This window comes from Neisseria sp. KEM232 (assembly GCF_002237445.1).
GTDB lineage: Bacteria > Pseudomonadota > Gammaproteobacteria > Burkholderiales > Neisseriaceae > Neisseria.
The window spans coordinates 1,444,711-1,471,244 of sequence record NZ_CP022527.1 but is presented as its reverse complement, the minus strand read 5'-3'; the positions used below and the strand labels follow the sequence as shown (position 1 = coordinate 1,471,244).

The 26,534-nt window shown below is 61.6% G+C and carries 17 protein-coding genes, 1 tRNA gene and 1 pseudogene; 10 read left to right on the top strand and 9 right to left on the bottom strand.

The genetic code is table 11. The features are described 5' to 3' along the window. Positions 1 to 263 precede the first annotated feature (263 nt). The 3 genes from CGZ77_RS12680 to CGZ77_RS07250 form a co-directional block, all read right to left on the bottom strand. The gene (locus CGZ77_RS12680) at positions 264 to 8,120 is read right to left on the bottom strand and encodes a YadA-like family protein (RefSeq protein WP_094031073.1); all 7,857 of its coding nucleotides are present in this window, start codon (positions 8,118 to 8,120) and stop codon (positions 264 to 266) included. Positions 8,121 to 8,399: 279 nt separating this feature from the next. After that, a complete protein-coding gene (locus CGZ77_RS07255) occupies positions 8,400 to 9,437 on the bottom strand; it encodes a 2Fe-2S iron-sulfur cluster-binding protein (RefSeq protein WP_009426580.1) in 1,038 nt (345 codons plus the stop codon). Between the two features lie 109 nt (positions 9,438 to 9,546). Beyond that, entirely contained in the window at positions 9,547 to 10,365 is an 819-nt protein-coding gene (locus CGZ77_RS07250) for an FKBP-type peptidyl-prolyl cis-trans isomerase (RefSeq protein ID WP_009426581.1), read from the bottom strand. A 278-nt stretch (positions 10,366 to 10,643) separates the two neighbouring features. On the opposite strand from CGZ77_RS07250, the gene CGZ77_RS07245 reads away from it, so the two are divergent. From CGZ77_RS07245 to CGZ77_RS07230, 4 genes are all read left to right on the top strand, one after another. Beyond that, on the top strand, positions 10,644 to 12,167 hold the full coding sequence (locus CGZ77_RS07245; protein ID WP_009426583.1) for an acetyl-CoA hydrolase/transferase family protein: 1,524 nt from the start codon (positions 10,644 to 10,646) through the stop codon (positions 12,165 to 12,167). 116 nt (positions 12,168 to 12,283) lie between these two features. Continuing rightward, the gene (gene guaA / locus CGZ77_RS07240; protein WP_009426584.1) at positions 12,284 to 13,849 is read left to right on the top strand and encodes a glutamine-hydrolyzing GMP synthase; all 1,566 of its coding nucleotides are present in this window, start codon (positions 12,284 to 12,286) and stop codon (positions 13,847 to 13,849) included. A gap of 164 nt (positions 13,850 to 14,013) precedes the next feature. Then, positions 14,014 to 14,268 carry a type II toxin-antitoxin system prevent-host-death family antitoxin gene (locus CGZ77_RS07235; protein ID WP_036496308.1) on the top strand — a complete coding sequence of 85 codons (255 nt, stop codon included), beginning with the start codon at positions 14,014 to 14,016 and terminating at the stop codon, positions 14,266 to 14,268. After that, positions 14,268 to 14,696 (top strand): type II toxin-antitoxin system VapC family toxin, encoded by a 429-nt coding sequence (locus tag CGZ77_RS07230; RefSeq protein WP_094031072.1) that lies wholly within the window; start codon positions 14,268 to 14,270, stop codon positions 14,694 to 14,696. The genes CGZ77_RS07235 and CGZ77_RS07230 overlap by 1 nt, the downstream gene beginning before the upstream one ends. A gap of 441 nt (positions 14,697 to 15,137) precedes the next feature. Here CGZ77_RS07230 and CGZ77_RS07225 read toward each other — a convergent pair whose 3' ends face one another. From CGZ77_RS07225 to CGZ77_RS07205, 5 genes and pseudogenes are all read right to left on the bottom strand, one after another. Then, positions 15,138 to 15,893 (bottom strand): hypothetical protein, encoded by a 756-nt coding sequence (locus tag CGZ77_RS07225; protein WP_009426588.1) that lies wholly within the window; start codon positions 15,891 to 15,893, stop codon positions 15,138 to 15,140. A 142-nt stretch (positions 15,894 to 16,035) separates the two neighbouring features. Next, positions 16,036 to 17,091, bottom strand: a complete 1,056-nt coding sequence (locus CGZ77_RS07220; protein WP_051040446.1) for a hypothetical protein — start codon at positions 17,089 to 17,091, stop codon at positions 16,036 to 16,038. Between the two features lie 318 nt (positions 17,092 to 17,409). After that, positions 17,410 to 20,121, bottom strand: coding sequence for an FG-GAP-like repeat-containing protein (locus tag CGZ77_RS07215; RefSeq protein WP_009426592.1), 2,712 nt, complete (start codon positions 20,119 to 20,121; stop codon positions 17,410 to 17,412). 208 nt (positions 20,122 to 20,329) lie between these two features. After that, positions 20,330 to 20,406, bottom strand: a tRNA-Asp gene (locus CGZ77_RS07210). Positions 20,407 to 20,464: 58 nt separating this feature from the next. After that, positions 20,465 to 20,704 (bottom strand): annotated as a pseudogene (locus CGZ77_RS07205) (IS1595 family transposase); the annotation flags it as partial. Positions 20,705 to 20,950: 246 nt separating this feature from the next. Here CGZ77_RS07205 and CGZ77_RS07200 point away from each other — a divergent pair. From CGZ77_RS07200 to CGZ77_RS07190, 3 genes are all read left to right on the top strand, one after another. Next, positions 20,951 to 21,325 carry a glycine zipper domain-containing protein gene (locus tag CGZ77_RS07200; protein ID WP_009426187.1) on the top strand — a complete coding sequence of 125 codons (375 nt, stop codon included), beginning with the start codon at positions 20,951 to 20,953 and terminating at the stop codon, positions 21,323 to 21,325. Between the two features lie 120 nt (positions 21,326 to 21,445). Next, on the top strand, positions 21,446 to 21,787 hold the full coding sequence (locus CGZ77_RS07195; protein WP_009426188.1) for an SDR family oxidoreductase: 342 nt from the start codon (positions 21,446 to 21,448) through the stop codon (positions 21,785 to 21,787). A 129-nt stretch (positions 21,788 to 21,916) separates the two neighbouring features. Continuing rightward, positions 21,917 to 22,159 (top strand): hypothetical protein, encoded by a 243-nt coding sequence (locus CGZ77_RS07190; protein ID WP_009426189.1) that lies wholly within the window; start codon positions 21,917 to 21,919, stop codon positions 22,157 to 22,159. A 259-nt stretch (positions 22,160 to 22,418) separates the two neighbouring features. Here the strand turns inward: CGZ77_RS07190 and pmbA are convergent, their stop codons facing one another. Continuing rightward, a complete protein-coding gene (gene pmbA / locus CGZ77_RS07185; RefSeq protein WP_036496138.1) occupies positions 22,419 to 23,750 on the bottom strand; it encodes a metalloprotease PmbA in 1,332 nt (443 codons plus the stop codon). 114 nt (positions 23,751 to 23,864) lie between these two features. Here pmbA and yjgA point away from each other — a divergent pair, with 114 nt between their 5' ends. From yjgA to CGZ77_RS07170, 3 genes are all read left to right on the top strand, one after another. Further along, positions 23,865 to 24,386 (top strand): ribosome biogenesis factor YjgA, encoded by a 522-nt coding sequence (gene yjgA / locus CGZ77_RS07180; protein ID WP_036496150.1) that lies wholly within the window; start codon positions 23,865 to 23,867, stop codon positions 24,384 to 24,386. A gap of 38 nt (positions 24,387 to 24,424) precedes the next feature. Continuing rightward, positions 24,425 to 24,895, top strand: coding sequence for a DUF2750 domain-containing protein (locus tag CGZ77_RS07175; protein WP_009426192.1), 471 nt, complete (start codon positions 24,425 to 24,427; stop codon positions 24,893 to 24,895). 283 nt (positions 24,896 to 25,178) lie between these two features. Continuing rightward, positions 25,179 to 26,426 (top strand): YihY family inner membrane protein, encoded by a 1,248-nt coding sequence (locus tag CGZ77_RS07170; protein ID WP_009426193.1) that lies wholly within the window; start codon positions 25,179 to 25,181, stop codon positions 26,424 to 26,426. Positions 26,427 to 26,534 lie beyond the last annotated feature (108 nt).

Sequence of the window (26,534 nt, the reverse complement as noted above, 5' to 3'; positions counted from 1 at the left end):
TGTATAGTGAACCAAAATAAAAAATCTACAGCGTTGCTGCGCCTCGCCGTACTATCTGTACTGTCTTTGGCTTGCTGCCTTGTATCTTTTTTATTTTGACTCACTATATCTTTTTGTGTTGGCTCACTATAAAATACGGTTTTTCGCCTGCAACCGGCAACAAAAAAGGCCGTCTGAAACATTTCAGACGGCCTTTTGCCATGCGCCGCATGGAGGGCGGGCAGTTTTCAGACGGCATCAGGCCGTCTGAAAACCCATTCCGCCTACCACTGGTACAGCGCGCCCGCGCCCGCGCCGACGCGGCCTTGGGTGTTGACGGAAACATTGCCTTTCACAATCCAGTTGCCGCCGTCGCTCATCGAGGACATGCCGACTGCCAGAGCAGACTGACCGCCGTAGTAGCCGCTGCCCACGCCGAGGCCGGATGCGCCCGGGCGGGTAACCTGCGGAATCGAGCCTTGGGCAATCGCACCGGCCACGCCCGCATTGGCGTTGTCGCCGATATCGTTGATTTTGCGCTCCAAGGCGTTGAAGTTCAGGTTGGCGGCATCGGTCAGCGCGCCGAGTTTGGCATTGAGCTGGCCGACATTCACCGCGTCGGTGGCTTTCGTGCCCGCGGCAACGTTGCTGATTTGGTTGCCGCCGTTGTCCAGTCCGCCCGCAGTCAGCGAAACAGGGGCTTTACCCGCGCCTGACGGGGTAACGGTGACGCCGCCCGCGTTCACGGCGGTTTGGTTGCCCGCGCTGTCGCGCACGGTATGGCCCGCGCCGTTGACGACGTTGGTGTTGCCGCTGCCGTCGGCAAAAGACGCGCTAGTCAGGCCGTTCAGCTCTTTGGCCAGCTGCACTTTCAGACGGCCTTGGCTGTCTTTGTTGACGCCGATGTTGTTGTCGGACAGTTTGTTTTTGTCCGCTCCGCCGACAATATCGAGGCGCTGGTTGAGTTTTTTGGCGATGGTGCCGTCGTCGGCGAGGTTGTCGCCACCGTAGCTGAGGCCGTCGTCCATGGTTGCCAGTTCGCGCGGCGTGCCGGCGGAGTCGGCATAGCGCAGACGGTCGGCCTGTTGTGTGTTGCCGAGCACGGCCTGGCCTTTGGCTGTGCCGATGCTGGCTTTGGCGCCGTCTTTGCCGTTGACGGTGATTTGTCCCGCGCCGTTGTCGGCGGACAGGGTGAGGCCGGTTTGGCCGTCTTTGCCGATGGTGAGGCTTTCGGCTTTCAGGTCTTTGTCGGTTTTGACGACCAGATTGCCTTGCGCGTCCACCATGGTTTTGATGTTTTCGCCCGAATAGCGGCTGTCGTCTTTTTTACCCTCGCCGACGATGTTTACGGTTTGGCCGAGTTTTTTGTTCGTCGAACCGGTGTTGCCCGCGAAATTGAGACCCTTGCCGATATTGCCGCTGAGGTTGGCGATGTCGGTTTTGTTTTGCGCCACTTGGTTGTCGACGGCTTTGAGCTGGTCTTCGGTGGCGGCGCGGCCGCTGACGGGCTGCGTGCTGCCGCTGACCCAGGTTTTGTTGCCCAAGCCGGTGACGGTGCCCGCTTTGCCGTCGACGACGACGCTGCCCGCTTTCACCTGCGCTTTCGTGCCGTCAAGAGTGACGGCGTTTGCGCCCGTTCCGGCGGTGACGGTGTTGCCCGCCGTGACGTTGCCTGCGGCGGCAATATTGCCCGTTGTGCCGTCGAGCGAGACTTTGCCGTTGCCCAGCGCCACTTTGTCGGCCAGTTTGACGGCGTAGTCGGTGTGGCCGTCTGCATGGGTTGTCGGGGTGACAAGGACATTGCTGTCGCCTGCCGATACGGTGTTTTTCGCGGCGGCAGCGGCTTTTTTCACATCGCCGATATTGGCGGCGTTGCTGTCGGTGTCGCCGCCGCTGGCAACGTTGGTGATTTGCTTGCCGCCGTTGTCTAGGCCGTCTGAAGTGAGCGATACGGATTTACCGCCGCCTGCGGGGGTGATTTTGACGCCCGTGCCGTCGATTACGGCAGCCGGTTTGCCCGCGCCGCCGCCGAAGGACGCGCTGTTCAGGCCGGTGAGGGTGTCGTTCAGCAGGTAGGTGAAGTTTTTGCCGTTTTGTTTCAGTTTCAGGTTTTTGCCCACTTGCAGGCCGACCTGGTCGCCCGCTTTGACGCTTTCGACGTTCGCACCGCTTTCCAGTTCGCCGCCGTCGGCTTTGGCGGTTACCTTCCATGCGGCGTTGTTGACGGCCTCGGCCACGTCGCCTGCGGTGGCGAGTTTGCCCGCGTCGGCGGCGGTTACGGCCGCTTTGCCGTCGGTGATGGCGATGCTGCCGGTTACGGCGTTGAATTTCACCACGCCGTCCGCGCCGACTTCGGCGGTGGTGTTCGCGCCGTTGCTGAAATTGAAGCCTTTGGCCAGGCTGGTTTTACGCGCCGTGCCGCCGTTGGCGGTGTAGGCGATGTCGGTGGCCGCCGCCGCTTTGCCGCCGTCGTATTTGACGGTGTAGGTGGTGGTGTGGGCGGTGTTGTCTTGGCTCGGGGTAACGGTGATGACGCCTTCGCCTTTCACGTCCACCGCTTTGCGGGCGGTGTCGCGCACGGCGTTTTCGGATACGCTGATGTTGACGCCGCCGTTTTCGGCTTTGGTGGAAACATAGGTGCCGTCGCCTTTGACGGCGAGGGTTTCGCCGAGTTTGCGGCGGACGCTGCCGCTGTCGCCGGTGAAGGTGAGCGGTTTTTCGCCGAGGGCGTAGAGCTGGCTGCCGTTTACGGCGTCGGTGCTGGCGGCACTGATGTTGCCGGCGGCGACGTTGGTGATTTTGTTGCCGCCGTTGTTGAGGCCGTCTGAATTGAGGACGACGGGGGTTTTGCCGGCGGGGGCGATGGTGAGGCCGCCGCTGTTGAGGACGGTGTCGCCGGTGGTTACGCTGGTGAAGGCGGGGGTTGTGCTCATGCCAACGGTTACGGTGTCGCCGTTTTTGGCGACGCTGAGGTTGGGGCTGCCGCTGCGGATGTTCTGCAGCGCGCTGTCGGCCTTGCCCAGGCTGGCTTTGGCGGCCGTGCCCAGATCGACGGTGTACTGCGTGTTGCCGGCGGCGTCTTCGCTGCCCGCGCTGACGGAAACGGCGGTCGATCCGGCAACAACCGAGGAGGTTTTTTCGGAGTTGTTGATGGCGGCGGCCACGTCGCCTGCGGTCATCACTTTGCCCGCGTCGGCCGCCGCAACGGCAACATTGCCGCGCGTTACGGTGGGGGCGGCGGCTTGGGCGACGTTGACGGTGTAGGTGGTCGCGCCCGCGCTGTCGGTGGCGGAGCTGACGCTGGCCAGCCCGCTGCCGGCCACTTTGCTGCGCGCGTCGGCAAGGGCTTTGAGCTGGCTGACGTTGACGGCGTCGGTGTCGGCCGAACCGGCGGCAAGGTTGGTGATGCGGCGGTAGAGGATTTCGCCTTGGCCTGCGCGGTTGTCGCCGCCGACGGACACTTCGCCCAGCGTTACGCCGGATTCGGCGATGCCTTTGACGTTTGCATTGGCCGAGGGTTTGTAGGGGTCGGTGCCCAAATCCGACACGCCTGCAATCGACATCGAGCCCAAGGAGACGCGGAAGTTGGTGTCGTTTTTAACGGTGGCACTGTCGCCCAAGGCCACGTTGTTGTTCAGACGCACGGGCAGGCCGGGGATCAGTGCCGTGCCGTTGCCCGAATCCGCGCCGCTGCCCAGCGACAGGCCGCCGTTTTGCGAGCTGGCGGCCGCGCCGATGGCGATGCCGCCGAGGCTGTCGCTGCCGGAAGTGGATGCGCCCGGGCCGATGGCCAGCGACGCGTTGCCGGAGGCTTTCGCGGCTGTGCCGATGGCGACGGAGTCGGACTGGCTGTTGTCGCCGTCCGCAACGGCGTTTTTGCCGATGGCGACGGAACTCATTTGTTTGGCCGACGCGCCCGCGCCCGCCGCCAGCGCGTCCGTGCCGCTTGCGCCGTCGTTGTTGTAGTTGCTGCCCGCGCCCATGGCGGTGGAATTGACGCTGTAATAGTGGGTGAGCTTGCCGCCCAGCGTGTCGGCCACGGCGTAGAGCTGGCTGCCGTTGACGGCGTCGGTGCTGGTGGCGGAGATGCGGCCTGCGGCAAGGTTGGTGAGGGTGCGGGTGAAGCCGCTTTTGCCGATGCTGACGTTGGCATTGGCCGCACCGGCAAAGCCCGAATAGGCGATGCCGTTTACTGTGGCCTGAGTGGTGGTAACGTTGGTGTCGGTTTCGGATTCGTAGCCGAGGGCGACGCCTTTTTGATGAGTGGCCTGCGCGTTCACGCCCAAGGCGGCGGCACCGGTGTTCGACGCGTTGCTCAACTGGCCGATGGCGACCGACTGCGAGCCCTTGGCGGCCGCGCCTTTGCCGTCGTTGGCCGAGCCGCCAACGGCCACCGAACCCGCGCCTGCGGCTTGGGTGTTGCGGCCGACGGCCACGGCCTGCGCGCCGGTGGCGGCGGCATTGAGGCCGACGGCCACGGCGGAGAGCACGGAAGCCTGCGCCTTGTTGCCGACGGCAATCGAGCCGCCGCCGCTGGCCACGCTCCGCTGGCCGATGGCGATGTTGTTGTCGGTGGTGACTGCGCCCGCTCCGTTGCCCGTGCCGTTGGCGTATGCGCCGATGGCGATGTTGTGGCTGCCTTCGATGCCTGCGGCTGCGCCCGTACCGATGCCGACGATGTTGGTGACCGAGGCGTTTTTGCCTGCGTTTTTTACCGCGCCTTCGCCGATGCCGATATTGCTGAAATTATTGGCGTTTTCCGTACCCGCGCCCGACTGTTTGCCGATGAACACGTCGGCGCGTCCGGCGGCATTCGCGCCCCAGCCCAGTGCGGTGGAATTTTCGCCCGTCGCCGTGGCTTTGTTGCCCAGGGCGGTGGAGGCGTTGGAAGCCTGCGTGTCCGCGCCGACGGATACCGCGCCGTCTTTGCCCGCCTGCGCGTTGAAGCCGACGGCGACGGTGTTCAGGGCGGAGGCGGAGGCTTTCACGCCCGCCGCCAGCGCGTTGCTGCCGGTCGCGCCGTCGTTGTCGTAGTTGCTGCCTGCGCCTGTTTCGGCGGATTTGACGCTGTAATAGTGGGTGAGCTTGCCGCCCAAAGTGTCGGCCACGGCGTAGAGCTGACTACCGTTGATGGCGTCGGTGGAGTCGGCAGCGATGCGGCCTGCGGCAAGGTTGGTGAGGGTGCGTTTGACGCTGTCGCTGCCGATGCTGACGGTGGCTTCGGGGGCGGTGCCGGCGAAGCCGTTGTAGCTGATGCCGCCGACTGTGGCGGCGGTGGTGGCGACTGCGTCAGCGGTTTCCGAGGCGCGACCGAGGGCAACCGAGCTCCACTGTTTGGCTTTGGCGTCGTTGCCGATGGCGGCGGCTGCGATGGCCGAAGCGGCCGAGCCCGCGCCGATGGAAACGGCGTAATCGTTTTGGGCTTGGGCGTTGTCGCCGACGGCAACGGACGACACGCCCGCCGCGTTGGCGGAATTGCCGACGGCGGTGGCGCGGGTGGACGAAGCGCGGCTGTGTTTGCCGATGGCGGCCGCGTCTGCGGCGGCGGCCTGCGCGTCGTTGCCGACAGCGATTGCGCCGGCGGCGGCGGCGCGGGTGGACGAACCGACGGCAACCGTGTGTTCTTCTGCCGCCTGCGCGTCGCGGCCGAAGGCCGAAGCGTCGGTGCCCAGTGCTTGGGCGTCGTTGCCGACGGCGGTCGCGCTGTTTGCCCGCGCCGCCGCACCCGAGCCTGCCGCCAGCGCGCTGTTGCCGTCGGCGACGGTGTCGAGGCCGACGGCGGTGGCGTAAACCTGTGAGGCTTTCGCGCCTTTGCCCAAGGCGGTGGCACTGTCCGCCGTGGCTTTGGCGGTGTTACCCAGGGCGACGGTGTCTTTTTCGTATGCCGTGCTGTCGGTGCCGATGGCGACGGCGTCCGAGTCGCTGCTTGCTGTGGCGGCACTCGTGCCCGCTTTGGCGTTTTTGCCGATGGCGATGCCGTTTTGTTTGAGGGCGGCTGCGGTCTCTCCGATGGCGGTGGACGACAAGCCCGCCGCTTCGGCCGCTTTGCCCACGGCGACGGTGTTGCTGTCGCCCACTTTGGCCGCGTTGCCGACGGCAACCGCGCTGTCGATGTTTTTGGTGTTGGTAAACGCGGGTTTGTAGTTGATGTGTTTGACTTTGCCGTCGGCGGTGTCGATTTCCACTTCCCCACTGGTAACGCTGGCCGCGCTCGCGCCGACTTTGATGTCGTTGCCGAACACCGTGTTGTTGTTGGACGTGCTGCCGATCAGGTTGCGGTTGCCGACCGACTGGTTGTTTTTGCCGCCGATGATGCTGAACACGGTGTCGTCCATCTTGCCGTTGGCCAGAGCCTGAACCATGCGCGCGGCACTGCCGCCGCCGTTCGCACCAATGGAGGCGGAGTTTTCGCCGAACACCATCGTGCCCGTGCCGACGGACACTGCGCCTTTGGCGGCGGTGATGCTGCCCGAGCCGATGGCGGCCTGCGAGGAGGCTGTGCTGCTGCCGCTGCCGCTGACCACTGCCGCGCTCGATCCGGCAGCCATGCTGTCGAAGCCGCCGCTCACCTGCGTGTAAGAGCCGTAGGCCGAAGTGGTGTCGCCGTGCGCCTTCGCGCCCACGCCGACGGCGGAGGCAATCGTGCCGCTGGAAACGGCCCGCGTGCCGACGGCCAGCTTGTTGTTGCCCGCGCCCACGGCCTGCGCCTGATAGCCGACCACTGTCGCATGGCTGCCGACGTTCTGACCCACCAGCGATTCGTTGCCGATGGCCAGATGGTTGCCGAGGGTGGCGGCATTGCCCGCCGGATTGGCGAGGATTTTCGCCTGCTTGCCGATGGCGGTGGAATCGTTGCGCTCGGTTTTGGCCTGGAAGCCGAACGCGGTGGCAAACGTACCCGAGGCGTCGGAGGATTCGCCGATGGCCATTGCCCGGCTGGCACTGGTGTAGGACGGTGTGGCCGCGCCGGTGTTGTATTTGAAATTGGTGGTTTTCGCGCCGTTGCCCAGGGCGATGGAGTTTTCGCCGTAGGTCATCGCGTTTTGGCCGACGGCGATGGTGTGCCGCGCACGGGTGGGCGTGTCGGTTTTGGTGCCGTCGGCCGCGCCGTTGGCTTTGAAATTGTTGGCGTTTGTGCCGATGCTGATGCTGTCTTCACCAAAGTGCGACGTGCCGGCGGCGTTGCCGATGGCGATATTGCGCAGACCGAGCGAATTGACGGCCGAGTCTTTGCCGACGGCGATATTGGTGTTGGTGGCGATGGATGCGGCAGGAGTGGCAGCAAGTTGGCCGTCTGCATAATACAAACCTGTGCCGCCGTAGCTCGTACCCTGGTCTTTGCGGCCTTTACCTGCGCCGTCACCTATCGAAATGTCGTCGTTATTCAGCGCCTCTGCCTGACGGCCGACAGCTACTGCGGCGAATGCACCGGCATTGGCGTTGTAACCGAATGCAGCCGCGCCGCCTGCCGTGGCCTTGGAGAATGCACCCACAGACACGGCTGCGTCATTGGTGGCAGACGCGCCGTCGCCCACGGCGGTGCTCGACTTGCCGTAGGCTTTGGCGGCTTGTCCTCCGGCAAATGAATTTTGTCCCAAAGCATTGGACGACTGGCCGACGGCGGTGGCGTTTGTTCCGAAGGCTTTACTGTTCGCACCGATGGCTACCGAGCCGCTGCCTGTGGTTGTGCCTGCCGTCTGCGCATTGACACCGGCGGCTGTCAGCTCTTCCGGCTTCGCTTCACGCACAGCGGCGGCTTTGCCGATGGCAACCGAGTTCTGCGTTGATGCTTCGGCAGCGTTGCCGAAAGCGGTGGCATCATCTTTTGCAGCAGAAGCGCCGCTGCCGACGGCTACAGCACGGTTGCCGTTGGCTTTGGCGTTCATACCGACGGCCACGGCAGAATCGCTTGATGCCTGAGAATTCGTACCGATGGCAACGGCATCTGTGCCTGTTGCCGATCCTTCTGTGATTGCCGCCAAAGATGGCGAAGCCGTTGCCAGGCCTACTGCCGCAAAAACTGCCAGCGTTTTCAACCTGCCCGATTTGGACTTGCTTTTGCCTTTGGCGTGCGCCAGCTCGGAAGCGGCCACCCATGTGGCGGTTTCGTGATTCCAGATAACTTTATAGATACGGTTCATTTCGGTTTCCTTCTGTCTGTATTTGAACGGTTCGGGGCGGCCGCATCGGGTGCCGTGCTTTCAGACGGCCTCTTTGCGGGAGGGCGATGCAAACGCTTATCGCAGCATTTATCCGCCGAATCATTGGGTTGGCGGCATTATACCTGTTTGGGCGTGGCGGTGCAGCGCATAGGACGGGCAATTTTTACCGCGTCAGAAATGCTTTCAGACGGCCTTATGCGGTTTGGAGGCCGTCTGAAAAAACGTGCGTGCGGTTTCGGTTTTGCCGAAGCTGCGCTTTCAGACGGCCTCTGCGGCAGTATCGGCCTGCGCGGGCGAAAAAGCGTCAGAGAAGAAGGCTTCTCTTTTTAGACGGCCTTTTTCGCATAACACGCGCTGCGCGTCGGCAATCATGGCGGGGGAGCCGCAGGCGTATACCTGATGCCCGGACAGGTCGGGATAGTCGGCCAGCGCCTGCTGCCAGACGTAACCGCGCGCGCCCTGCCGGTTTTCGGGTGCGCGGGAGAGGACGGGAGTGAAACGGGCGTTTTTCAGACGGCCTATAAGCGCTGCGGCTTCGCGGGCAAAGTAGAGTTCGCTTTCGGTGCGGCCGCCCCAGTAGAGGTGGACGGGACGCGGCGACTGCTGTTCGGCCAGGCGGTGCAGGATGCTTTGCACGGGGGCGTAGCCGGTGCCGGTAGCCAGGAGGATGAGCGGGGAACCGTCGTCTTCCTGCAAGGCGAACGTGCCCAGCGGCCCGCGCACGCGCATGACGGTTTTCTCACGGACGGCGGGGTCGTTGCCGAACAGCAGGCCGCTGAACAGGCCGCCTTCGCGGCGGCGGATGTGCAGTTCGAGCTGCGCGGTTTGCGAGGGGCTGTTGGCGAGGGAGTAGCTGCGGCTGCGGCCGTCTTTGAGCAGGATGTCGATGTATTGCCCGGCAAGAAAAACAAAGGGCGGCTTTTTCGGCATGTCGAGGCGGACGATAGCGGTGTCGCCGATGTAGTCGACGGAAGCGACGCGGGCGGGCAGGGTTTTGACGGGCGGGGTTTTGCCGCTGCGGTAGCCGGGCACTTCGAGGCTGATGTCGCTCTGGGCGAAGCAGCAGCACATGAGGATGTGGTTTTGCGCGGCCTCTTCGGCGGGCAGCGCCTGTTCGGCGTGTTCGGCCTGGTCGAAGCGGCCGGAGAGGACGCGGGCTTTGCATTGGCCGCAGATACCGTTCTGGCAGGAGTGCGGCAGGTTGAAGCCCTGCCGGCGGGCGGCAGCGAGTATGCTTTCGCCGTCGTCCGCCTCAAAAGTTTCGTTGTCGGGAGACAGGGTAATGTTGTGTTTCATGTTGTTATGGTGCGCGGGGAAAAACGGATAAGGGAGGCCGTCTGAAAGCGCGGCGGGGCTTTCAGACGGCCTTTTGCGGCACGGAGCCGGACGTTTTTTCAGACGGCCTTTATCTGCTTTCCGGCGGCGGCATGCCGACCATCGCGTCTTTCGGCATTTCGCCGGTGGCCGCCAGTTTCACGTCAAACACCAGCACGGCGTTTTTCGGGATTTTGGAGTTGGGCGGGGGCATATCGCCGTAGCCCAGTTCGGGCGGGATGTAGAGGGTGTATTCCGCGCCCTCTTTCATCATCGGCAGGGCTTCCTGCCAGCCTTTGATCATCACGGGCAGCGGGAAGGCCATCGGCTCTTTGGCATCGGCGTTGCTGTCGAACACAGTGCCGTCGGTGAGCTTGCCGGTGTAGGTGACGCTGACCATGGAATCGGGCTTGGGCTGTTTGCCCGTGCCTTCTTTGATTACTTTATATTGCAGGCCGGAGGCTGTGGTTTTCACGCCTTCTTTTTTGCCGTTTTCGGCCAGCCATGCTTTGGCTTTTTCCAAGGCGGGCTGCGCTTCTTTCTGAGCGGCGGCCTGGGCTTTTTCCTGTTCTTTCTGAATGAATGCCACCAGCACTTCTTCGGCCTGCTGCGGGCTGATGCGGGTTTCTTTGCCTTCTACGACAGTCTGCACGGCTTCGCTGAACATTTTCAAATCGAGGCTCACGCCCTGGTCTTTCAGGTTTTTGAGGTTGCGGCCGATGTCCATACCGATGGCGTAGCTGGCCTGCTGCTCGGGCGTACCCAATGCCGCAGGATCTTTCGCGCCGGATTGGGCGGCGGAAGCGCTTTGCGCGGCGGAGGCGGCGGGAGCGCCGGTTTCCTGTTTGCAGGCGGCCAGCGCGCAGGCGGCGGCCAATACGGTCAGACTCAGTTTCAGAGTGTGCTTCATAAAGTTCCTTTGCGGGAAACGGAAAAAACGAAAGGGCGGATTATACAAGCTTGTCCGGCAAAAGAAAGGCCGTCTGAAAAAATCGGCTGCGGAGGGCGGCAGTCTTTGCGTTTTTTTAAAGCCGAACCATGCTGCGCGGCATATGTTTGCGGAAACTTTACACTGGCAAACCTTTACTATATATTCCGAAGCATCCGGCCTGCCCGCGTGCGGCCGGATTTGTTCCAACCCCGCGCCTTACGGGCGGTTTCTTATATGTATTTGAAGGAGAAAACCTCATGACCCAAGCAGCAGAACGTGTGCAACACGAAGGCTTGCGCCAAAAAATCATTTCCGCCGAACAGGCGGCCGCCTTTATCGAAAACGGCATGACCGTCGGCATCAGCGGCTTTACAGGCGCGGGCTACCCCAAAGCCGTTCCCACTGCCATCGCCGAAAAAGCACAGGCAGCCCACCAGGCCGGACAACCCTACAAAATCCGCATGATTACCGGTGCCTCTACTGCCGACGAATGCGACGGCGTGCTTGCCCGCGCCGAGGCCGTTTCTTTCCGCAGCCCCTTCCAGTCCGATCCCACCATGCGCAACCAGATTAACGCAGGCGACGCCTATTACATAGACGTGCACCTGTCGCACATCGAGCCGCAGGTTCGCGCCGGCTTTTTCGGCGACATGGACGTGGCCGTTATCGAAGTGGCGGGCATCACCGCCGACGGCAAACTGATCCCCTCGCTGGCAGTCGGCACCAACGTTACCTGGCTGCAATACGCGAAAAAAATCATCATTGAAGTCAACGCGCAGCAAAATGCCAAACTCGAAGGCATGGCCGACATCTACGACAGCCTCGGCCTGCCGCCCAATCGCCAGCCGCTGATGCTGACCGAAGCCGGCCAGCGCATCGGCTCGCCCTATATGACTTGCGACTTGGACAAAGTCGTCGGCATCGTGCTGACCGACGCCTCCGACCGCAACAGCAAATTCGCCGAGCCGGACGAAATGTCCAAGAGCATTGCCGCGCAAATCATCGACTTCTTCTCGCACGAAGTCAAAATGGGACGCCTGCCGAAAAACCTGCTGCCGCTGCAATCGGGTGTCGGCAACGTTGCCAACGCCGTACTGGCCGGTTTGCAGGACAGCCCCTTCGATGATTTGGTCGGCTACACCGAAGTATTGCAGGACGGCATGCTCGACCTGATTCTGAGCGGCAAAATGCTTTCCGCATCCGCCACCGCCCTGTCGTTCAGCCCCGACGCACTCGAGCGCTTCAACAACAACATCGACGCGCTGCGCAGCAAAATCATCCTGCGCCCGCAGGAAATCACCAACAACCCCGAGCTGATCCGCCGCCTCGGCATCATCGGCATGAACGCGATGATCGAAGCCGACATCTACGGCAATGTCAATTCCACCCACATCATGGGCACCAAAATGATGAACGGCATCGGCGGTTCCGGCGACTTTGCCCGCAATTCCTTCCTGTCCTTCTTCGTATCGCCGTCGGTAGCCAAAGGCGGGGCGATTTCCTGCATCGTGCCGATGGTTTCCCACCACGACCACACCGAACACGACGTGATGGTGCTGGTTACCGAGCAGGGTCTGGCCGATTTGCGCGGCAAAGCCCCGCGCGAGCGCGCCCGCCTCATCATTGAAAACTGCGCCCACCCCGACTACCGCGACCAGCTGCGCGACTACTTCGACCGCGCCGAGAAATCCGGCGGCGGCCTGCACACGCCGCACCTGCTGAACGAAGCCCTGTCGTGGCACCAGCGTTTCGTCGAAACCGGCGATATGCGCGTGAAATAAGCGCCCTGCCCCATCGGGCATCGGAGGCCGTCTGAAAACCTGCGTCAGGCTTTCAGACGGCCTTTTATGTTAAAATCCGCCCCGTTTTTTTGACCCAAAATCCACTCGAAACCGCCATGACCCAAGACAAAATCCTTATTCTCGACTTCGGTTCGCAAGTCACCCAGCTTATCGCCCGCCGCGTGCGCGAAGCCCATGTTTACTGCGAGCTGCACCCCTACGATATGCCGCTTGACGCCATCAAAGCCTTCAATCCGAAAGGCATTATCCTCTCCGGTGGTCCCAATTCGGTTTACAACTCCGACTATCAGGCCGACACCGGCATTTTCGATTTGGGTATCCCCGTGCTCGGCATCTGCTACGGCATGCAGTTTATGGCCTACCACCTTGGCGGCGACGTCGAGCCGGGCAACCAGCGCGAATTCGGCTACGCCCAAGTCAAAACCATCGACAGCGAACTCACACGCGGCATTTCAGACGGCCAGCCCAACACCCTCGACGTATGGATGAGCCACGGCGACAAAGTCTCCAAGCTGCCCGAAGGCTTCAGCATCATCGGCGACACCCCCTCCTGCCCCATCGCCATGATGGAACACGCCGCCAAGCAGTTTTACGGCATCCAGTTCCACCCCGAAGTTACCCACACCAAACAAGGCCGCGCCCTCATCAACCGCTTTGTTTTGGACATTTGCGAAGCCAAACCAAGCTGGACGATGCCCAACTACATCGACGAAGCCGTGGCCAAAATCCGCGAGCAGGTCGGCAGCGACGAAGTGATTTTGGGCTTGTCCGGCGGCGTCGATTCTTCCGTGGCCGCCGCGCTGATTCACCGCGCCATCGGCGACCAGCTCACCTGCGTGTTTGTCGATCACGGCCTGCTGCGCCTGAACGAAGCCGAAAACGTGATGAAAATGTTTGCCGACAACTTGGGCGTGCGCGTGATTCACGTGGACGCCAGCGAACAGTTTATGGCGAAACTCGCCGGCGTGACCGACCCCGAACAAAAACGCAAAATCATCGGCGCAGAATTCATTGAAGTATTTGACGCAGAAGAGAAAAAACTCACCAACGCCAAATGGCTGGCGCAAGGCACAATTTACCCCGACGTTATCGAAAGCGCGGGCGCGAAAACCAACAAGGCCCACGCCATCAAGTCGCACCACAACGTCGGCGGCCTGCCCGAAAACATGAAACTCAAACTGCTCGAGCCGCTGCGCGACCTGTTTAAAGACGAAGTGCGCGAGTTGGGCGTCGCCCTCGGCCTGCCGCGCGAAATGGTGTACCGCCACCCCTTCCCCGGCCCCGGCCTCGGCGTGCGCATCCTCGGCGAAGTGAAAAAAGAATACGCCGACCTCCTGCGCCAGGCCGACGACATCTTCATCCAAGAGCTGCGCAACACCACCGACGAAAACGGCACTTCATGGTACGACCTCACCAGCCAGGCCTTTGCCGTATTCCTGCCGGTAAAATCCGTCGGCGTGATGGGCGACGGCCGCACCTACGATTACGTCGTCGCCCTGCGCGCCGTGATTACCAGCGACTTTATGACCGCCCACTGGGCCGAGCTGCCCTACTCCCTGCTCGGCCGCGTGTCCAACCGCATCATCAACGAAGTCAAAGGCATCAACCGCGTGGTGTACGACGTGAGCGGCAAACCGCCCGCCACGATCGAGTGGGAATAAACCCGCGCCCCGCTTTTGCTTTTTCAGACGGCCTCTGAGGCCGTCTGAAAAGATAGAAGGCCGTCTGAAACGTGCTTCGCACTTTTTCAGACGGCCTTTTTGTCTGTTTTCCCCTTGCCCTGCTACAATATCCGCACGTTGCTACATTTGAAACGGAGACCATTATGCAGACCATCAGCAGCCGCGAATTCAACCAAAACGTCGCCAAAGCCAAAAACATGAGCGACACCGCCCCCGTGTGCATCACCGACCGCGGCGAGCCCGCCTATGTACTGATGAACTATGCGGCGTACCGTGCTTTGAACAAACACCCGAAAAGCAATGCCGAGCGGCTCGGCATGAGCGTGGAAGATTTGGAATTTGTGGGCGAAGTGGAGTTTCCGCGCTGCCCGATTGCCGACCGTGAGGAACTGTTCTGATGTATCTGCTGGATACCAACGTGTTGTCCGAAATCCGCAAAATCCGAAGCAGCCACACGCCGCCGCAGTTTTTGGCGTGGTTTGACTCAATCCGTTTGGACGACTGCTACCTGAGCGTTATCACCCTGCTGGAAATCGAACAGGGCATTTTGCGCGTGCGCCACCGCGGCGGCGAAGCGCAGTTTGCGCGGCTGCAACGCTGGCTGAACGACACCGTCGTCCCCACCTTCGACAGCCGCATCCTGCCCATCGACCGCCACACCGCCCGCATCTGCGCCCGCCTGCACGTTTCCGACCAACGCCCCTACAACGACGCGCTGATTGCCGCCACTGCCATCCGCAACGATTTGACACTGGTAACGCGCAACACGCGCGATTTCGCCGAACTGAACGTGCCGCTGCTGAACTCGTTTTCAGACGGACTTTAAGCGGCTTGGGGCGTGTTGACATTCAACTTTTGAAGCAGATTTTGCGGCATAAAACGGCAGATGAAGGCGAAAATGCGAGCCTATGCCGCCCATAGGCGAGTATTTTCAACGCGGCAGATGCCGTTTTAGGACGGAAAAGCCGCCAAAATGTTGATTGTCAATACGCCCTAGGGTTTGGCAGACAACAAGGCAGCCTGAAAGCGGACAAACCGGCTTTTCAGGCTGCTTTGTTTTTCCGCTTCGCCATTTCCTTACGCTGCGCAGACAGCCTCAAAGGCCGTCTGAAAGCACCTGCTACGGATTTCAGACGGCCTTAATGTGAACGGCCGATACCGCATAAACCGCGTGCGTCGCGGGGCGGCATCCTACGCGCTCTATAAGTGTTTTCAGACGGCCTCAAAGGCCGTCTGAAAACACGGCTTCGGCGCGGGCGGAGCGGTTTTAATCCGTTACGCTGGCGACAACGGCGGCGACTTTCCCGCGGCGGGGATTGTGCACGGTAAGACACCAGATGCCCCACCATTCCAAACTGTCGTCGAAATAACTGCTCAGCGGATGGCGGGCCGATTGTGCCCTGCCTTTACTGTCGAAACCGTTGTGCCGCACCCAGTCGCGCACGCTTACGCCCCGATCGGGCAGCAGCCCCGTTTGCGTGCAGAAGTCCGTCCACAGGGCGCGGCGGCCGGTATCGGACAAATCGCCCAAACCGTAGGGCGGTTCGTTGAAATCGCGGTAAAGGCGGACAAACCAGTTTTGCGGGTCAAATTCGCTTTGGGCGGCGGCGCGGCTGTGCGGACGGACGGTTTGCGCATAGTCGCGGTGCGGGCGCAGGCTGTCGGTGCTTTGCAGGAAACGGATATCGAGCGGCACGCTGCGGGCGGTTTCGGGATGGAAGGTGAGCGGCGGAAACGGGTTTTGTCCGACGGCGCGACGGATTTTTTCGCGCGCGTTTTCGTTTTTGGCAGCGACAAGACGTTCGCGCACAAACGCACCGGCACGCGCCGCCTGCGCATCGTGCCACTCTTGCAGGGTGTGCGCGAACAGGGCATGAAGCGCGGCGGCGTGGACGGTTTCGGGGTCGCCGTGCGGTTCGGCTTGCCAGACGCCGAATTGGAAAACAACGCCCGCGCGGTCGAGTCGGGCACGCAGGGCAGTTTGGCGGTAGGGGAGATGGAGTTGTTCGGGAGTGAGGGACATTTTCGGGCTTTCAGACGGCCTTTGCCGTTGTGGCGGATGTGCTTGGTTTTGAAAACTTCGGTTTTGCGTGCGATGAAAAATGCGTCTGCTTTGAGGCCGTCTGAACATCCCAAACAGAACTTTCAGACGGCCTGCGGGCTTTTCAGACGGCCTCTCCGCCCCCTTCCTGCGCCCGCATCTCTTTCAACTTTCTTTCCAAATATTTCACATCGGGCGGGTTTTTCGCCGCGCCTTTGGTGTCCTGCCAGTGGTGGGCGGTGCGGGCGAAGCGCAGACCTTCGGCGGTGAGGTCGGCGGGATAGACGGGGTCTTTGATGATTTTGCCGTCGCCGCCGCTCAGGCGTTTGGCGGAGAGTCCGTGCGCGTCGTAGAAGCGGTAGAGGGCTTCGTATTGGCGCAAGGCGCGTTGTCCCGCTTCCAGATAGTATTCGCGCTGTGCTTCGCATCCGTCGGGAACGTAGTTCAGGCGCACGAACATCCAGCGGCAGTCGAACACGGCAGAGAGGTCGGCGATGTCGTCCATGTAGCTGCCGTATGTGCTGTCGGCAAAATCGGGCATGGGGTCGTAAACGGGGTGGGCGGTGCGTTGGTTTTCAGGCTGCGTGAGGCGTTCTTTGAAGATGCAGTCGAGGGTGGAAAACGGGGCGTTGGGCGCGGTGTGTTCGGGAAACGGGCGGGCAAACAGGTTTTGCACGAGGGGATGGTCGGCGGCGAGTTGGTGGCGGCGGACGATAAAGTCGGCGACGAGCGCTTTGAAGCGGAATTGCCCGGGATGCTCGACGAGGCATCGGAGCAGGTCGGCGGGGGCTTGGTGCACGGCGAGGATAACGGGCAGGCATTGCTCTTTTATGTATCGTGCGATGTCGGCGCAATACGGCTCGGCTTGCTCTTTCGTTTCGGGCAGTTGGGCGATGAAGTTGACGGCGTCTTGCCGAAAGATAAGGTTGAATTCGTCGGGCTCGTTGGGGCGCATATAGGGGGACAGGGTTTGGACGATGTGCCCGCCGATTTCGGTGTTGTAGGCGTAGCAGAACAGGCTGAGGCTGTTTTCCCAACCCATGTCGGTGAAGGCGATTTCGCCGTAGGTTGCGCCGTTTTGTTGGAACAGGAGGGTGTTTTTTTGCCAGACGGCATCGGGGTGGGGGCTGTGGGTTTTGAGATAGGCGGCGAGGTGGCGGAGGAATGTTTTGCTGTTCATGGTTGGGGTTTCCTGTTGGGGGCGGTTGGGGGGCTGGGTTTCAGGCTGCCTTCGGGGAAACTGCAATCTGCTCCCTCCCCTGCGCTTGCGCAGAGGAGGGTTGGGGAGGGGGTGGCGGTTGGCAGAACCGCTTTTCGCTGATGTCCTGCAAAAATTGCCGCAGCGGCATAAGCCCCCACCCTAGCCCTCCCCCACAAGCGGGAGAGGGAACGGCGTGTGCGGGGTATCGGCGGTTTCAGACGGCATCAATGCCCGACTTACGCGGCTTGTTGCTTTCAGACGGCCTCTGCGTAACCGCAAAGGCCGTCTGAAAGGGGTTTACTGCTGTTCGATGCGGTGGTACTGCCCGGTTTTCAGGGTGTAGGTCTGCTCTTTGCCGTAGCCGCACCAGCGGACGGTGATGCGGGCTTCTTTGTCGGGGCGGCTGCCGAGGCCGAAGAGGATGCGGCGGTCGTTTTGCGCGGCGAGTCCGTTGTTGGCGTAGACCTCACGGTGTTGCGCCGCGCCGGTGGGGCTGTTTTCGGCGGCGAGGACGAGGGTGCTGCCTTGGGCGTCGCGGTTGCAGCTTGTGCCGTTGCCAACGAGTTGCAGCCCTATCCAGTTGGCGGGTTGGCTGTCGTTGCGGTAGAGGCTCGGGGCGGCGGTCATGTGTGTGACGAGGCTGTCGAGGTCGCCGTCGTTGTCGAAGTCGGCGAGGATCATGCCGCGCGAGGTGCCTTTTTTCGTCCAGCCCGCCTGTTCGGCCATGTCGACGAAGTAGGCGCCTTTATTCATATAGACGCGGTTGGCCTCGAAGCCGAAGACGCAGCGGCCGCGCACGTCGGCCCAGCGGTCGGCGTAGCCGTGCACGTCGGGGTTGGTGAGGGCGATTTGCGCGTTCCAATACCAGTAGTCGGGGCAGACGGCTTCTTTTTTGTCGTAGGCGTCGTCGGCCATGCCGTTGGCCTGGATGAAGTCGAGGCGGCCGTCGCGGTCGAGGTCGCCGAAGGCCGCGCCCCAGCCGAAGCGGCGCTCGTTCAGGGCGTTGCGGCGGGCGGCTTCGTCGCGGAAGGCGGCGGCGTCGGTTTGGCCGCTTTGGCTGTAATTCATCCACAACAGGCTGCCTTCGGCCTGCAGTTTTTCGTGGACGTTGGAGACGTGGATGTCGGGGCGGCCGTTGTCGTCGAGGTCGGCGAAGCTGGCGTTCATGCCTTTGTAGGTGTCGCGGCCGACGGAGCCGGCGAAGCTGCCTTTAATGGCTTGGAAGCCTTGTCCCTGTTTGTTGAGATAGAGTTCGTCGGGGCCGAAGTCGTTGGCGATATAGAGGTCGGCGTAGCCGTCGCCGTTGAGATCACCCGTGGCAGCGGCCATGGTCCAGCGTTTGCCCGCAAAGCCGGTTTGGTCTTGCGGGATGCGCGCGAAGCGGCCGCCGCCGAGGTTGCGGAAAAGGAGGTTTTCGTCGGCATTATTGGCGTTATGCCAGCTTCGGTGCATGACGTTGAACATGCGCCGGTCGCCCGGGTATTCAGGCTCGGGGAGTTTGAAGATGTTGTAGGGGACGCTGCGGCCGTAGCCGGGCAGGTGGGTTTGCATGACGTTGCCGACGAAGATGTCGAGTCTGCCGTCGTTGTCGAGGTCGAGAACGTTGGTGGCGACGCTGATTTGGTAGTGGTCGAGGCCGCTTTCATGGCCGATTTCGCTGAAATTCAGACGGCCTGTTTCTTTGAGTTCGTTACGCAGTAGGCGGCCTTTGCCGAAGCCCGTGCCCAAGAGCAGGTCTTGGTCGCCGTCGTTGTCCATGTCGAACCAGGTGGCGGCGGCGATCAGGCCGTGTTGCTCGGGGTGGGTTCGGTGGGGCGCAAGAGCGGGGATGTCGAAACGCTCGAAACGGAAACCGCCTTTGTTTAAAAACAGTTGGGCGCGGTCCTGCTCGGATTTGAGCGGCTGGGTGAGGAAGATGTCGGGCAGGCCGTCGTTGTCGACATCGGCCACGGCGGCGGCATCGCCGACGGAGAGCAGCCATTTGGCAACGTGCTGCATGCGCGGGTCGGTGCGCTGCCAGATGTCGCCCTGTTTGCCGCCTATGCCGCTTTGCGCGGCGGGAATTTCGGCGAAACGGAAGCGGATGTCGTCGGCGGCAAAGGCGTGGTTGGCGCGGTAGGCGCCCCAGCCGGTAAGGCCGATCAGGGCGGTAAGCAACAGGGCTTTGGCCTGTTGTTTGAGAACGGGGGCGGGATGGCGGTAGCGGGCGCGGTTTTGCCACGCCAGCCACAGGCCGCGCAGAGTCATATACAGGAAGGCGGAGTAAAACAGCGTCGAGAAACTTTGGAATTTGTGCAGAAGCAGATCGACGAAAACGATGAAAAAGGCCATGAACACCTGCCCTTTGCGCGATTCGGCGGAGGTGGGCGGGTCGGTAATCATAAAGAAGGTGAAGAGGTAGAAGGCGGGCGAGGAAAACGCGCCCATAAACAGGGTTTGCGGCGGGATGTGGTGGCGCAGCAGCCAGGCGCGCAGGCCGAGCTGCATGGCGTAAAACACGAGGAAGGACACGATCAGAACGCTGCGGCGGATGTTGAGGGCAAACAGCATCAGCGCGGCGGTGGCGATGAAAAAGGCGGTGATGCCCGCGCCGCCCCACTGGTAGGCGGGCGCGGGGGTAATCATGCCGTCGCTGAGCACCAGCGCGGCAATCACGCCGAACAGGCCGGGGTTGTAAACATGCCGCCCGTTTACGGTGAACACGTATTTCGAGGCGGTGGCGAAAAACGGCGGCACGAGGGCGAGCCACAGGCCGTGCGAAAAATTGGTGAGCACGGAGAGGCCGAGGCCGGTAATCAGGCCGCTGATGGGCACAAGCAGCGTTTTCTTGCGCAACAGATAGTGCAGCGTGCAGTCGAGCACGACGCACACGGCCAAAATCAGGCCGACCTGCGCGGGGCTGCGGTTGAAGCCCCAAAAGGTGATGCCGCAGAAGACAAAGGTGAATTGCAGCAGCAAAACGGGCAGGCGGGGGTCGTTTTTCGCGGGAACGCGGTCTAAGGGAATCATGGGAAGAGGCCGTCTGAAAAAGGGGCGGATTATAGCCCAAACGCATGGGGCGCAAGATTAAGGCCGTCTGAAAACGGGGTTTCAGACGGCCTTGCCGCCCCCGACCTCGGCAGCCGCGCAGACGGCAGACAGAAAAACGGCCGGGAAACCCGGCCGCAAAATAAATCAAGAAAGGAAATATAAAATGAAGAAAGGAAAAACGAATGTTTGGCGCGGCGGACGGGGCTCGAACCCGCGACCCCCGGCGTGACAGGCCGGTACTCTAACCAACTGAGCTACCACCGCGCATCACCGTCAATAAGACAATGAAAGGAAACTTGTGGTGGGTGATGACGGAGTCGAAGCCTTTGCGGTGTCCGCCAAAATAACTCTCGTCCAACTCAATTGAGCCGTCAAAAACCGTATCGGCTTCCAATGAAAGATGATGGCTGATGACTTCGCGAATCTTGCGGTAAAACAGCACTGCCGAATTAGGGTGGATGCCCAATAAATCAGCTGCTGAACGGGCAGTAACTTCGAGTACAAAAAACTGAAGCAGTTTCTTTTGAATACTCTTTTTTAGTTTACAACGGGTTATCTTCATTTTTGCAGTCTAACATGACTGCTTATCTAGTACAGCCCCTAGCGAAATCCGCCCCGCGCTGCTGATGAATAAGGGCGGGGCGCAGTTTGAGGCGGAATGAGGAGCCTGAAAACCGATTGCCGCCGCCGCCAAACTCCATCGCAACGGTTTACGCTGTTTTGCCGATTCCGTACATTTTTCCCGACTGTGCCTCCTTATAATGCCGCGCATCCGGCAAGTGCCGGTGTTGTATGAAAAGGAAATGATATGACAGCCAAGAAAACGTTTGCCGCCGCGCTGACCGCTGCCGCCCTGCTGGCCTTTGCTGCCACGCCCGCGCAGGCACGCGGCACGGCCAACCGCACCAAAGCCACGCTGGCCGGTGCGGCCGCAGGAGCGGCACTGGGCGGCGCAATCGGCGGCGACAGCCAGAGCATTCTGCTGGGTGCGGCCGCCGGCGGACTGGCGGGCAATGCCTATGCCTACCACAACAAAGAAATGAACCGCAAAGACGAAGAGATCGAACGCGGACGCCGCTACCGAGAATGGCGCGAAAGCCGCCGCCGCGACCGGTATGACGACCGTGCGGGCTTCCGTCCGCACCGCCACCGCCATCACGATTTCCGCCACGGTTGGGACTGAGCGGACGGACATTCCCGCCGCTATCGCCAAAGGCCGTCTGAAACCCGTTTTCAGACGGCCTTCAGCCTGTCCGGGCGGCGTTTCAGACGGCCCCATCACGCCGCGCGATAAAGCGGCCATGTGATTACCACCTCGTCCGTGGCGGGCTTGAAGGTTTACCCCGGCGCGGCGGTGTATTGCGGCACCAAATGGGCGGTACGCGCGATTATGGAAGCCCTGCGCATGGAATCGGCGCAAGCGGGCACGCACATCCGCACCGCCACAATCTGCCCCGCCGCCGTTCAGTCCGAGCTGGTGAGCCACATCACCGACGAGGGCACGTCCAAAGGCTACCGCGAGCTGTACGACAACTACGAAATCCCCGCCGAGCGCGTGGCCAATGTCGTAGCCTTTGCCCTGTCGCAACCCGATGACACCAACGTGAGCGAGTTCACCATCGGCCCGACTACGCAGCCGTGGTAAGCAAGATGTCGGGCATAAATGCCCGACCTACCGCTTGGGTGGTTTTCAGGCTGCCTGCCCGCATCATGTGACGGCAGCCTGAAAGCCCGAAGGCCGTCTGAAACCCTTTCAGACGGCCTTATAGAAGCAATGCCCCGCTTCCCAACCCAAAAGCCGACTATAAACACTGTTAAAAAACGAATTTACATCCGCCGGATTCTGTTTCTAATTCTGCTGCTGGCCGCTTTTCGGCTGGGCATGGCGGTGCAGGCATGGCTCTACGACGATCTGTGCCTGGACTTGGGCGGCGGTGCAAACCATCCCGACGCGGGCGTGTCTTTTCCCATCTGCGTGCTCGATTTCGAAACCTACCGCGAACGGCATGCGAGATAAGGCCGTCTGAAAAGCAAAGGTATAGTGAGCCAAAATAAAAAATCTACGGCGTTGCTGCGCCTTAGCTCACAGAGGGCGGTTTTCTACGGCATTGGAAATGCCAAGAAAACCTGCCCCGTACTACCTGTACTGTCTGCGGCTTGCTGCCTTGTATCTTTTTTATTTTGATTCACTATATCAACGGAATCACAACACGAAGAGGCCGTCTGAAAATCCCAAATCGGGTTTTCAGACGGCCTCTTTGCCGTTCGGACGCGGTTTACTGCCCGGCCACGGTCATTTTGTCTATCAGTATCGAGCCGACTTTGTGCGAGGAGCGGCGCAGGGCGTCGTCGGCCACGCCCGCAATACCAAGCAGCATATCCTGCAAGCGTCCGGCGACGGTGATTTCTTCGACGGGATATTGGATAACGCCGTTTTCCACCCAGAAGCCTGCCGCGCCGCGCGAATAGTCGCCGGTGAGCATATTGACGCCCTGCCCCATCAATTCGGTGACGAGCAGGCCGCTGCCCATCTGGCGCAGCAGGTCGGCCTGTGTCGGGCAGGTGGCGTTCAGAATCAGGTTGTGCGCGCCGCCCGCGTTGCCCGTGGTCTGCATACCGAGTTTGCGCGCACTGTACGACGATAAAAAATAGCCCTGCACGACGCCGTTTTCGATAACGAAACGCGGGTGCGTGGCGACGCCTTCGCTGTCGAACCAGCTGCTGCCCCAGGCGCGGGGAATATGCGGCTCTTCGCGCAGGCTGAGGAATTCGGGCAGGATTTTTTTGCCGATGCTGTCGACGAGAAAGCTGCTCTGGCGGTAGAGCGCGCCGCCGGAGAGGCCGCCGACGATGTGGCCGATGAGGCCGGCGGAGACGGTGGCGTCGAAGAGGACGGGGACGCTGCCGGTGGGCAGGCTGCCGGCGTTCAGACGGCGTACGGTGCGTTCGGCGGCGGTGCGGCCGATGTTTTCCATGCTGTCGAGTTCTTCTTTGCTGCGGGCGAGGTCGTACCAGTAGTCGCGCTGCATGGCGCCGTCGGCGTCGGCGGCAACGACGCTGCACGAAACGCTGTGGCGCGTGCCGCGTTCGTGTTGCAGAAAGCCGTGGCTGTTGCCGTAGGCAAACTGGTAGTGCGAGGTCTGGATGCCCGCGCCTTCGGAATTGTTGATGCGCGGGTCGGCGTCGAGGGCGGCGGCTTCGCAGCGGCGGGCGAGTTCGGCGGCTTCTTCGGCGGACAAGTCCCACGGATGGAATTTGTCGAGATCGCCGAAGCGGGTGGCCATCAGACCGGCGTCGGCGAGGCCGGCGCAATCGTCCTGCGCGGTGTAGCGGGCGATGTCGAGGGCAGCCTGAACGGTTTCTTCTATGGCGCGGCGGGAGAAGTCGGCGGTGCTGGCGCGGCCTTTGCTTTGCCCGAGATAGACGGTGATGTCGAGGGATTTGTCCTGCTGGTGCTCGATCTGCTCGATTTCCTGCAAACGCACCTGGACGCTCTGGCCGAGCGATTCGCTCAAATCGGCTTCGGCGGCGCTTGCGCCCCTGCGTTTGGCGGCATCGAGGGCGAAGGCGCACAAATCCGTCAGTTCCTGCGGCGTGTGGTTGAACATAAAATGCTCCGTGGTAGGGTTTTCAGACGGCATTTTACCCGTTTTTGTGCGAAGGCAAGCCGCATTGCTGCTAAAATGCCGCCTCTTGACGGCAACCAGATAGCGAAACAGAAAATGAGCGCCAGCGACAACGAAGAATGGGTAAGCAAAACCCAAATGAAAAAGCGCATGAACGACTTGCAGGATTTAGGCATGGAGCTTACCCGCCTGTCGGCCGAAACGCTGAAAAAACTGCCCCTGTCGGAAGAACTCGCGCAGGCCGTGCGCGACTACAAAAAAATCACCTCCAACGGCGCGCTCAAACGGCAGACGCAGTTTATCGGCCGCCTGATGCGCGACACCGACCCCGAACCCATCCGCGAATTCCTCGCCCGCCTCAAAGGAGAAAACCGCGCGCACAACGCCTTTTTGCAGCGCGTGGAAAACATGCGCGAACGCCTGCTCGACAACGACGAAGCGTTTACCGAATTTGCCGCCGCCCACCCGCAGGCCGACCTCTCCGCGCTGCGCACCCTCATCCGCAACGCGCGCAAAGAAAAAGAGCAGAACAAGCCGCCGAAAAACTTCCGCGCCCTCTACCAGGCCGTGAAAGCCGAAATGGAAGCCGCCGAATCGGGCGGCGCGGCAGACGAATAAACCGTTTTCAGACGGCCTCACCCCCTGAAAGGAAACCCATGTTCCCCCACCCAGACGACGAAGAATACAACCGCTTCATCCGTGCCGCCCTCGGCAGCCGCACCCTCTACACCCTGGTCTCCCCCGAAGACGACGTTGCCGAATGCCCGTCGGCCGAATACGAAGAAGACGACGGCGAACCCGTGCCCGTCTTCTGCGTCTGGCACGACCGCGCCCAAGCCGAAGCCTGCATCGCCGAAGAATGGGCGGATCACGAAGTCGACGAGCTGCCGCTGGACTTTTTCCTGCACGAATGGCTGGTGGGCATGGATCAGGACGCCGTGCTCTTGGGCATCGACTTCGACCCGCAGCTCTACGGCCTGGAAATCGAACCCGTCGAAGTGCTGGCCGACATCCTCGATGCCGCCGAACAGATGCAGTGCACCGAAATGATCGACGGCTACGGCGAACTGATGAACTACCGCCTCGAATGGGAACGCGAAATGGCGGGGCAAAAACGCCTCAACTGAACGCTGCCCCGCATCAGGCCGTCTGAAAACCCGCTTTTCCGTTTTCAGACGGCCTTTTCACCCCCTCCTCTGCGACCGCACGGGAGAAGGAGCGCAGCTTCCGCCGTTTCAGACGGCCTCAAAAGACAGTCTGAAACCCGAAAGGCCGTCTGAAAGTGAAGTTGCAACGAAGTCAAAACCCGTTTCCCCGTTTTCAGACGGCCTGACGCTTCCCATACCGCCCGCGCCGCCTTTTCAGACGGCCGCCAACCGCACAGGCAAACAGACACCACGGAGAACCCTCATGCGGAAAATCTTCTCATGGCACACCGTGCGCGAATCCCGCGCCTTCGGTTTCGCCTCCTTCCTCTACCGCCGCTTCGACGAAGTGGACGTGCCGCAAGTGTCGGCCAGCCTCACCTTCACCACCCTGCTCGCCCTCGTGCCCGTGCTGACCGTCGTCCTGTCCGTACTCTCGGCCTTCCCGATGTACGACCGCCTGTCCGCCTCCGTGCTCGGCTTTATCGACGGCAACCTCGTGCCGCAGGGCGCGGACGTCGTGCGCGAATACCTCGCGCGCTTCCAAAGCAACGCCGCCAAACTCACCGCCATCGGCATCGCCTTCCTCGTCGTCACCTCCGTCCTCCTCATCCGCACCATCGACCAAACCTTCAACCGCATCTGGCAGGTCAAAAACCTGCGCCCGCTGTGGATGCAGTTTCTCGTCTACTGGATGCTGCTCACCTTCGCCCCGCTCACCGTCGGCGCGGCCTTCTCCGTTTGGGAACTTCTGCTCTCGCACAGCAGCCTCGCCGCCCTGCCCGCCTGGCTTTCAGACGGTCTCAAAACCGCCGGCTCCCTCGCCCTCGACACCGCTGCCCTCTGGCTGCTCTACCGTCTCGTGCCCAACCGCTACGTCCCCGCCCGCCACGCCCTCATCGGCGCCGCCCTCACCGCCGTCCTCCTCGATCTGCTGCGGCGCGGCTTCGCCTGGTACATCGGCACCTTCAACAGCTACACCCTCATCTACGGCGCCTTCGCCGCCGTGCCCGTCTTCCTCATGTGGCTCAACCTGCTGTGGATGCTCCTGCTGGGCGGCGCCGTCTTCACCTCCTCCCTGTCCTACTGGCAGGGCGACGCCTTCCGCCGCAGCTTCGGCGCGCGCGGCCGCTTCGGCGCGCGCGGCCGCTTCGACGACGTATTAAAAATCCTCCTGCTGCTCAACCGCGCCCAAAACAGCGGACAAACCCTGCGCATCCAAGACTTCCGCCGCCACATCGACATGGGCTACGACGAATTGGGCGACCTGCTCGACAAACTCGCACGGCACGGCTACATCTACAACGGCAACCTCGGCTGGGTACTCAAAACCACAGCCTCCAACATCCGCCTCGAAGAACTCTTCCAACTCTTCGTCTACCGCCCCGCCGCCGACCCCGGCGACTCCGTCGGCCAGGCCGTCTCGCAAATCATGACCCCCGGCCTCGAAAGCATGAACCTCTCGCTCGAAGCATTCGACCGCCGCACCCGGCCGCCGCAGGAGGCCGTCTGAAACACACCAAGCCGCCCGCACGCTTTCAGACGGCCTCCCGCTTCCTACCGCTTAAAAAAATTCCGCAACCGAATATCGGGCAAAACACTTGTTTACCTGTTACCGTTT

Bases quoted from the DNA above. Each gene is read 5' to 3' on its own strand.
- CGZ77_RS12680 (WP_094031073.1), bottom strand. From the start codon at position 8,120: ATGAACCGTATCTATAAAGTTATCTGGAATCACGAAACCGCCACATGG.
- CGZ77_RS07255 (WP_009426580.1), bottom strand. From the start codon at position 9,437: ATGAAACACAACATTACCCTGTCTCCCGACAACGAAACTTTTGAGGCG.
- CGZ77_RS07250 (WP_009426581.1), bottom strand. From the start codon at position 10,365: ATGAAGCACACTCTGAAACTGAGTCTGACCGTATTGGCCGCCGCCTGC.
- CGZ77_RS07245 (WP_009426583.1), top strand. From the start codon at position 10,644: ATGACCCAAGCAGCAGAACGTGTGCAACACGAAGGCTTGCGCCAAAAA.
- guaA (WP_009426584.1), top strand. From the start codon at position 12,284: ATGACCCAAGACAAAATCCTTATTCTCGACTTCGGTTCGCAAGTCACC.
- CGZ77_RS07235 (WP_036496308.1), top strand. From the start codon at position 14,014: ATGCAGACCATCAGCAGCCGCGAATTCAACCAAAACGTCGCCAAAGCC.
- CGZ77_RS07230 (WP_094031072.1), top strand. From the start codon at position 14,268: ATGTATCTGCTGGATACCAACGTGTTGTCCGAAATCCGCAAAATCCGA.
- CGZ77_RS07225 (WP_009426588.1), bottom strand. From the start codon at position 15,893: ATGTCCCTCACTCCCGAACAACTCCATCTCCCCTACCGCCAAACTGCC.
- CGZ77_RS07220 (WP_051040446.1), bottom strand. From the start codon at position 17,091: ATGAACAGCAAAACATTCCTCCGCCACCTCGCCGCCTATCTCAAAACC.
- CGZ77_RS07215 (WP_009426592.1), bottom strand. From the start codon at position 20,121: ATGATTCCCTTAGACCGCGTTCCCGCGAAAAACGACCCCCGCCTGCCC.
- CGZ77_RS07200 (WP_009426187.1), top strand. From the start codon at position 20,951: ATGACAGCCAAGAAAACGTTTGCCGCCGCGCTGACCGCTGCCGCCCTG.
- CGZ77_RS07190 (WP_009426189.1), top strand. From the start codon at position 21,917: ATGCCCCGCTTCCCAACCCAAAAGCCGACTATAAACACTGTTAAAAAA.
- pmbA (WP_036496138.1), bottom strand. From the start codon at position 23,750: ATGTTCAACCACACGCCGCAGGAACTGACGGATTTGTGCGCCTTCGCC.
- yjgA (WP_036496150.1), top strand. From the start codon at position 23,865: ATGAGCGCCAGCGACAACGAAGAATGGGTAAGCAAAACCCAAATGAAA.
- CGZ77_RS07175 (WP_009426192.1), top strand. From the start codon at position 24,425: ATGTTCCCCCACCCAGACGACGAAGAATACAACCGCTTCATCCGTGCC.
- CGZ77_RS07170 (WP_009426193.1), top strand. From the start codon at position 25,179: ATGCGGAAAATCTTCTCATGGCACACCGTGCGCGAATCCCGCGCCTTC.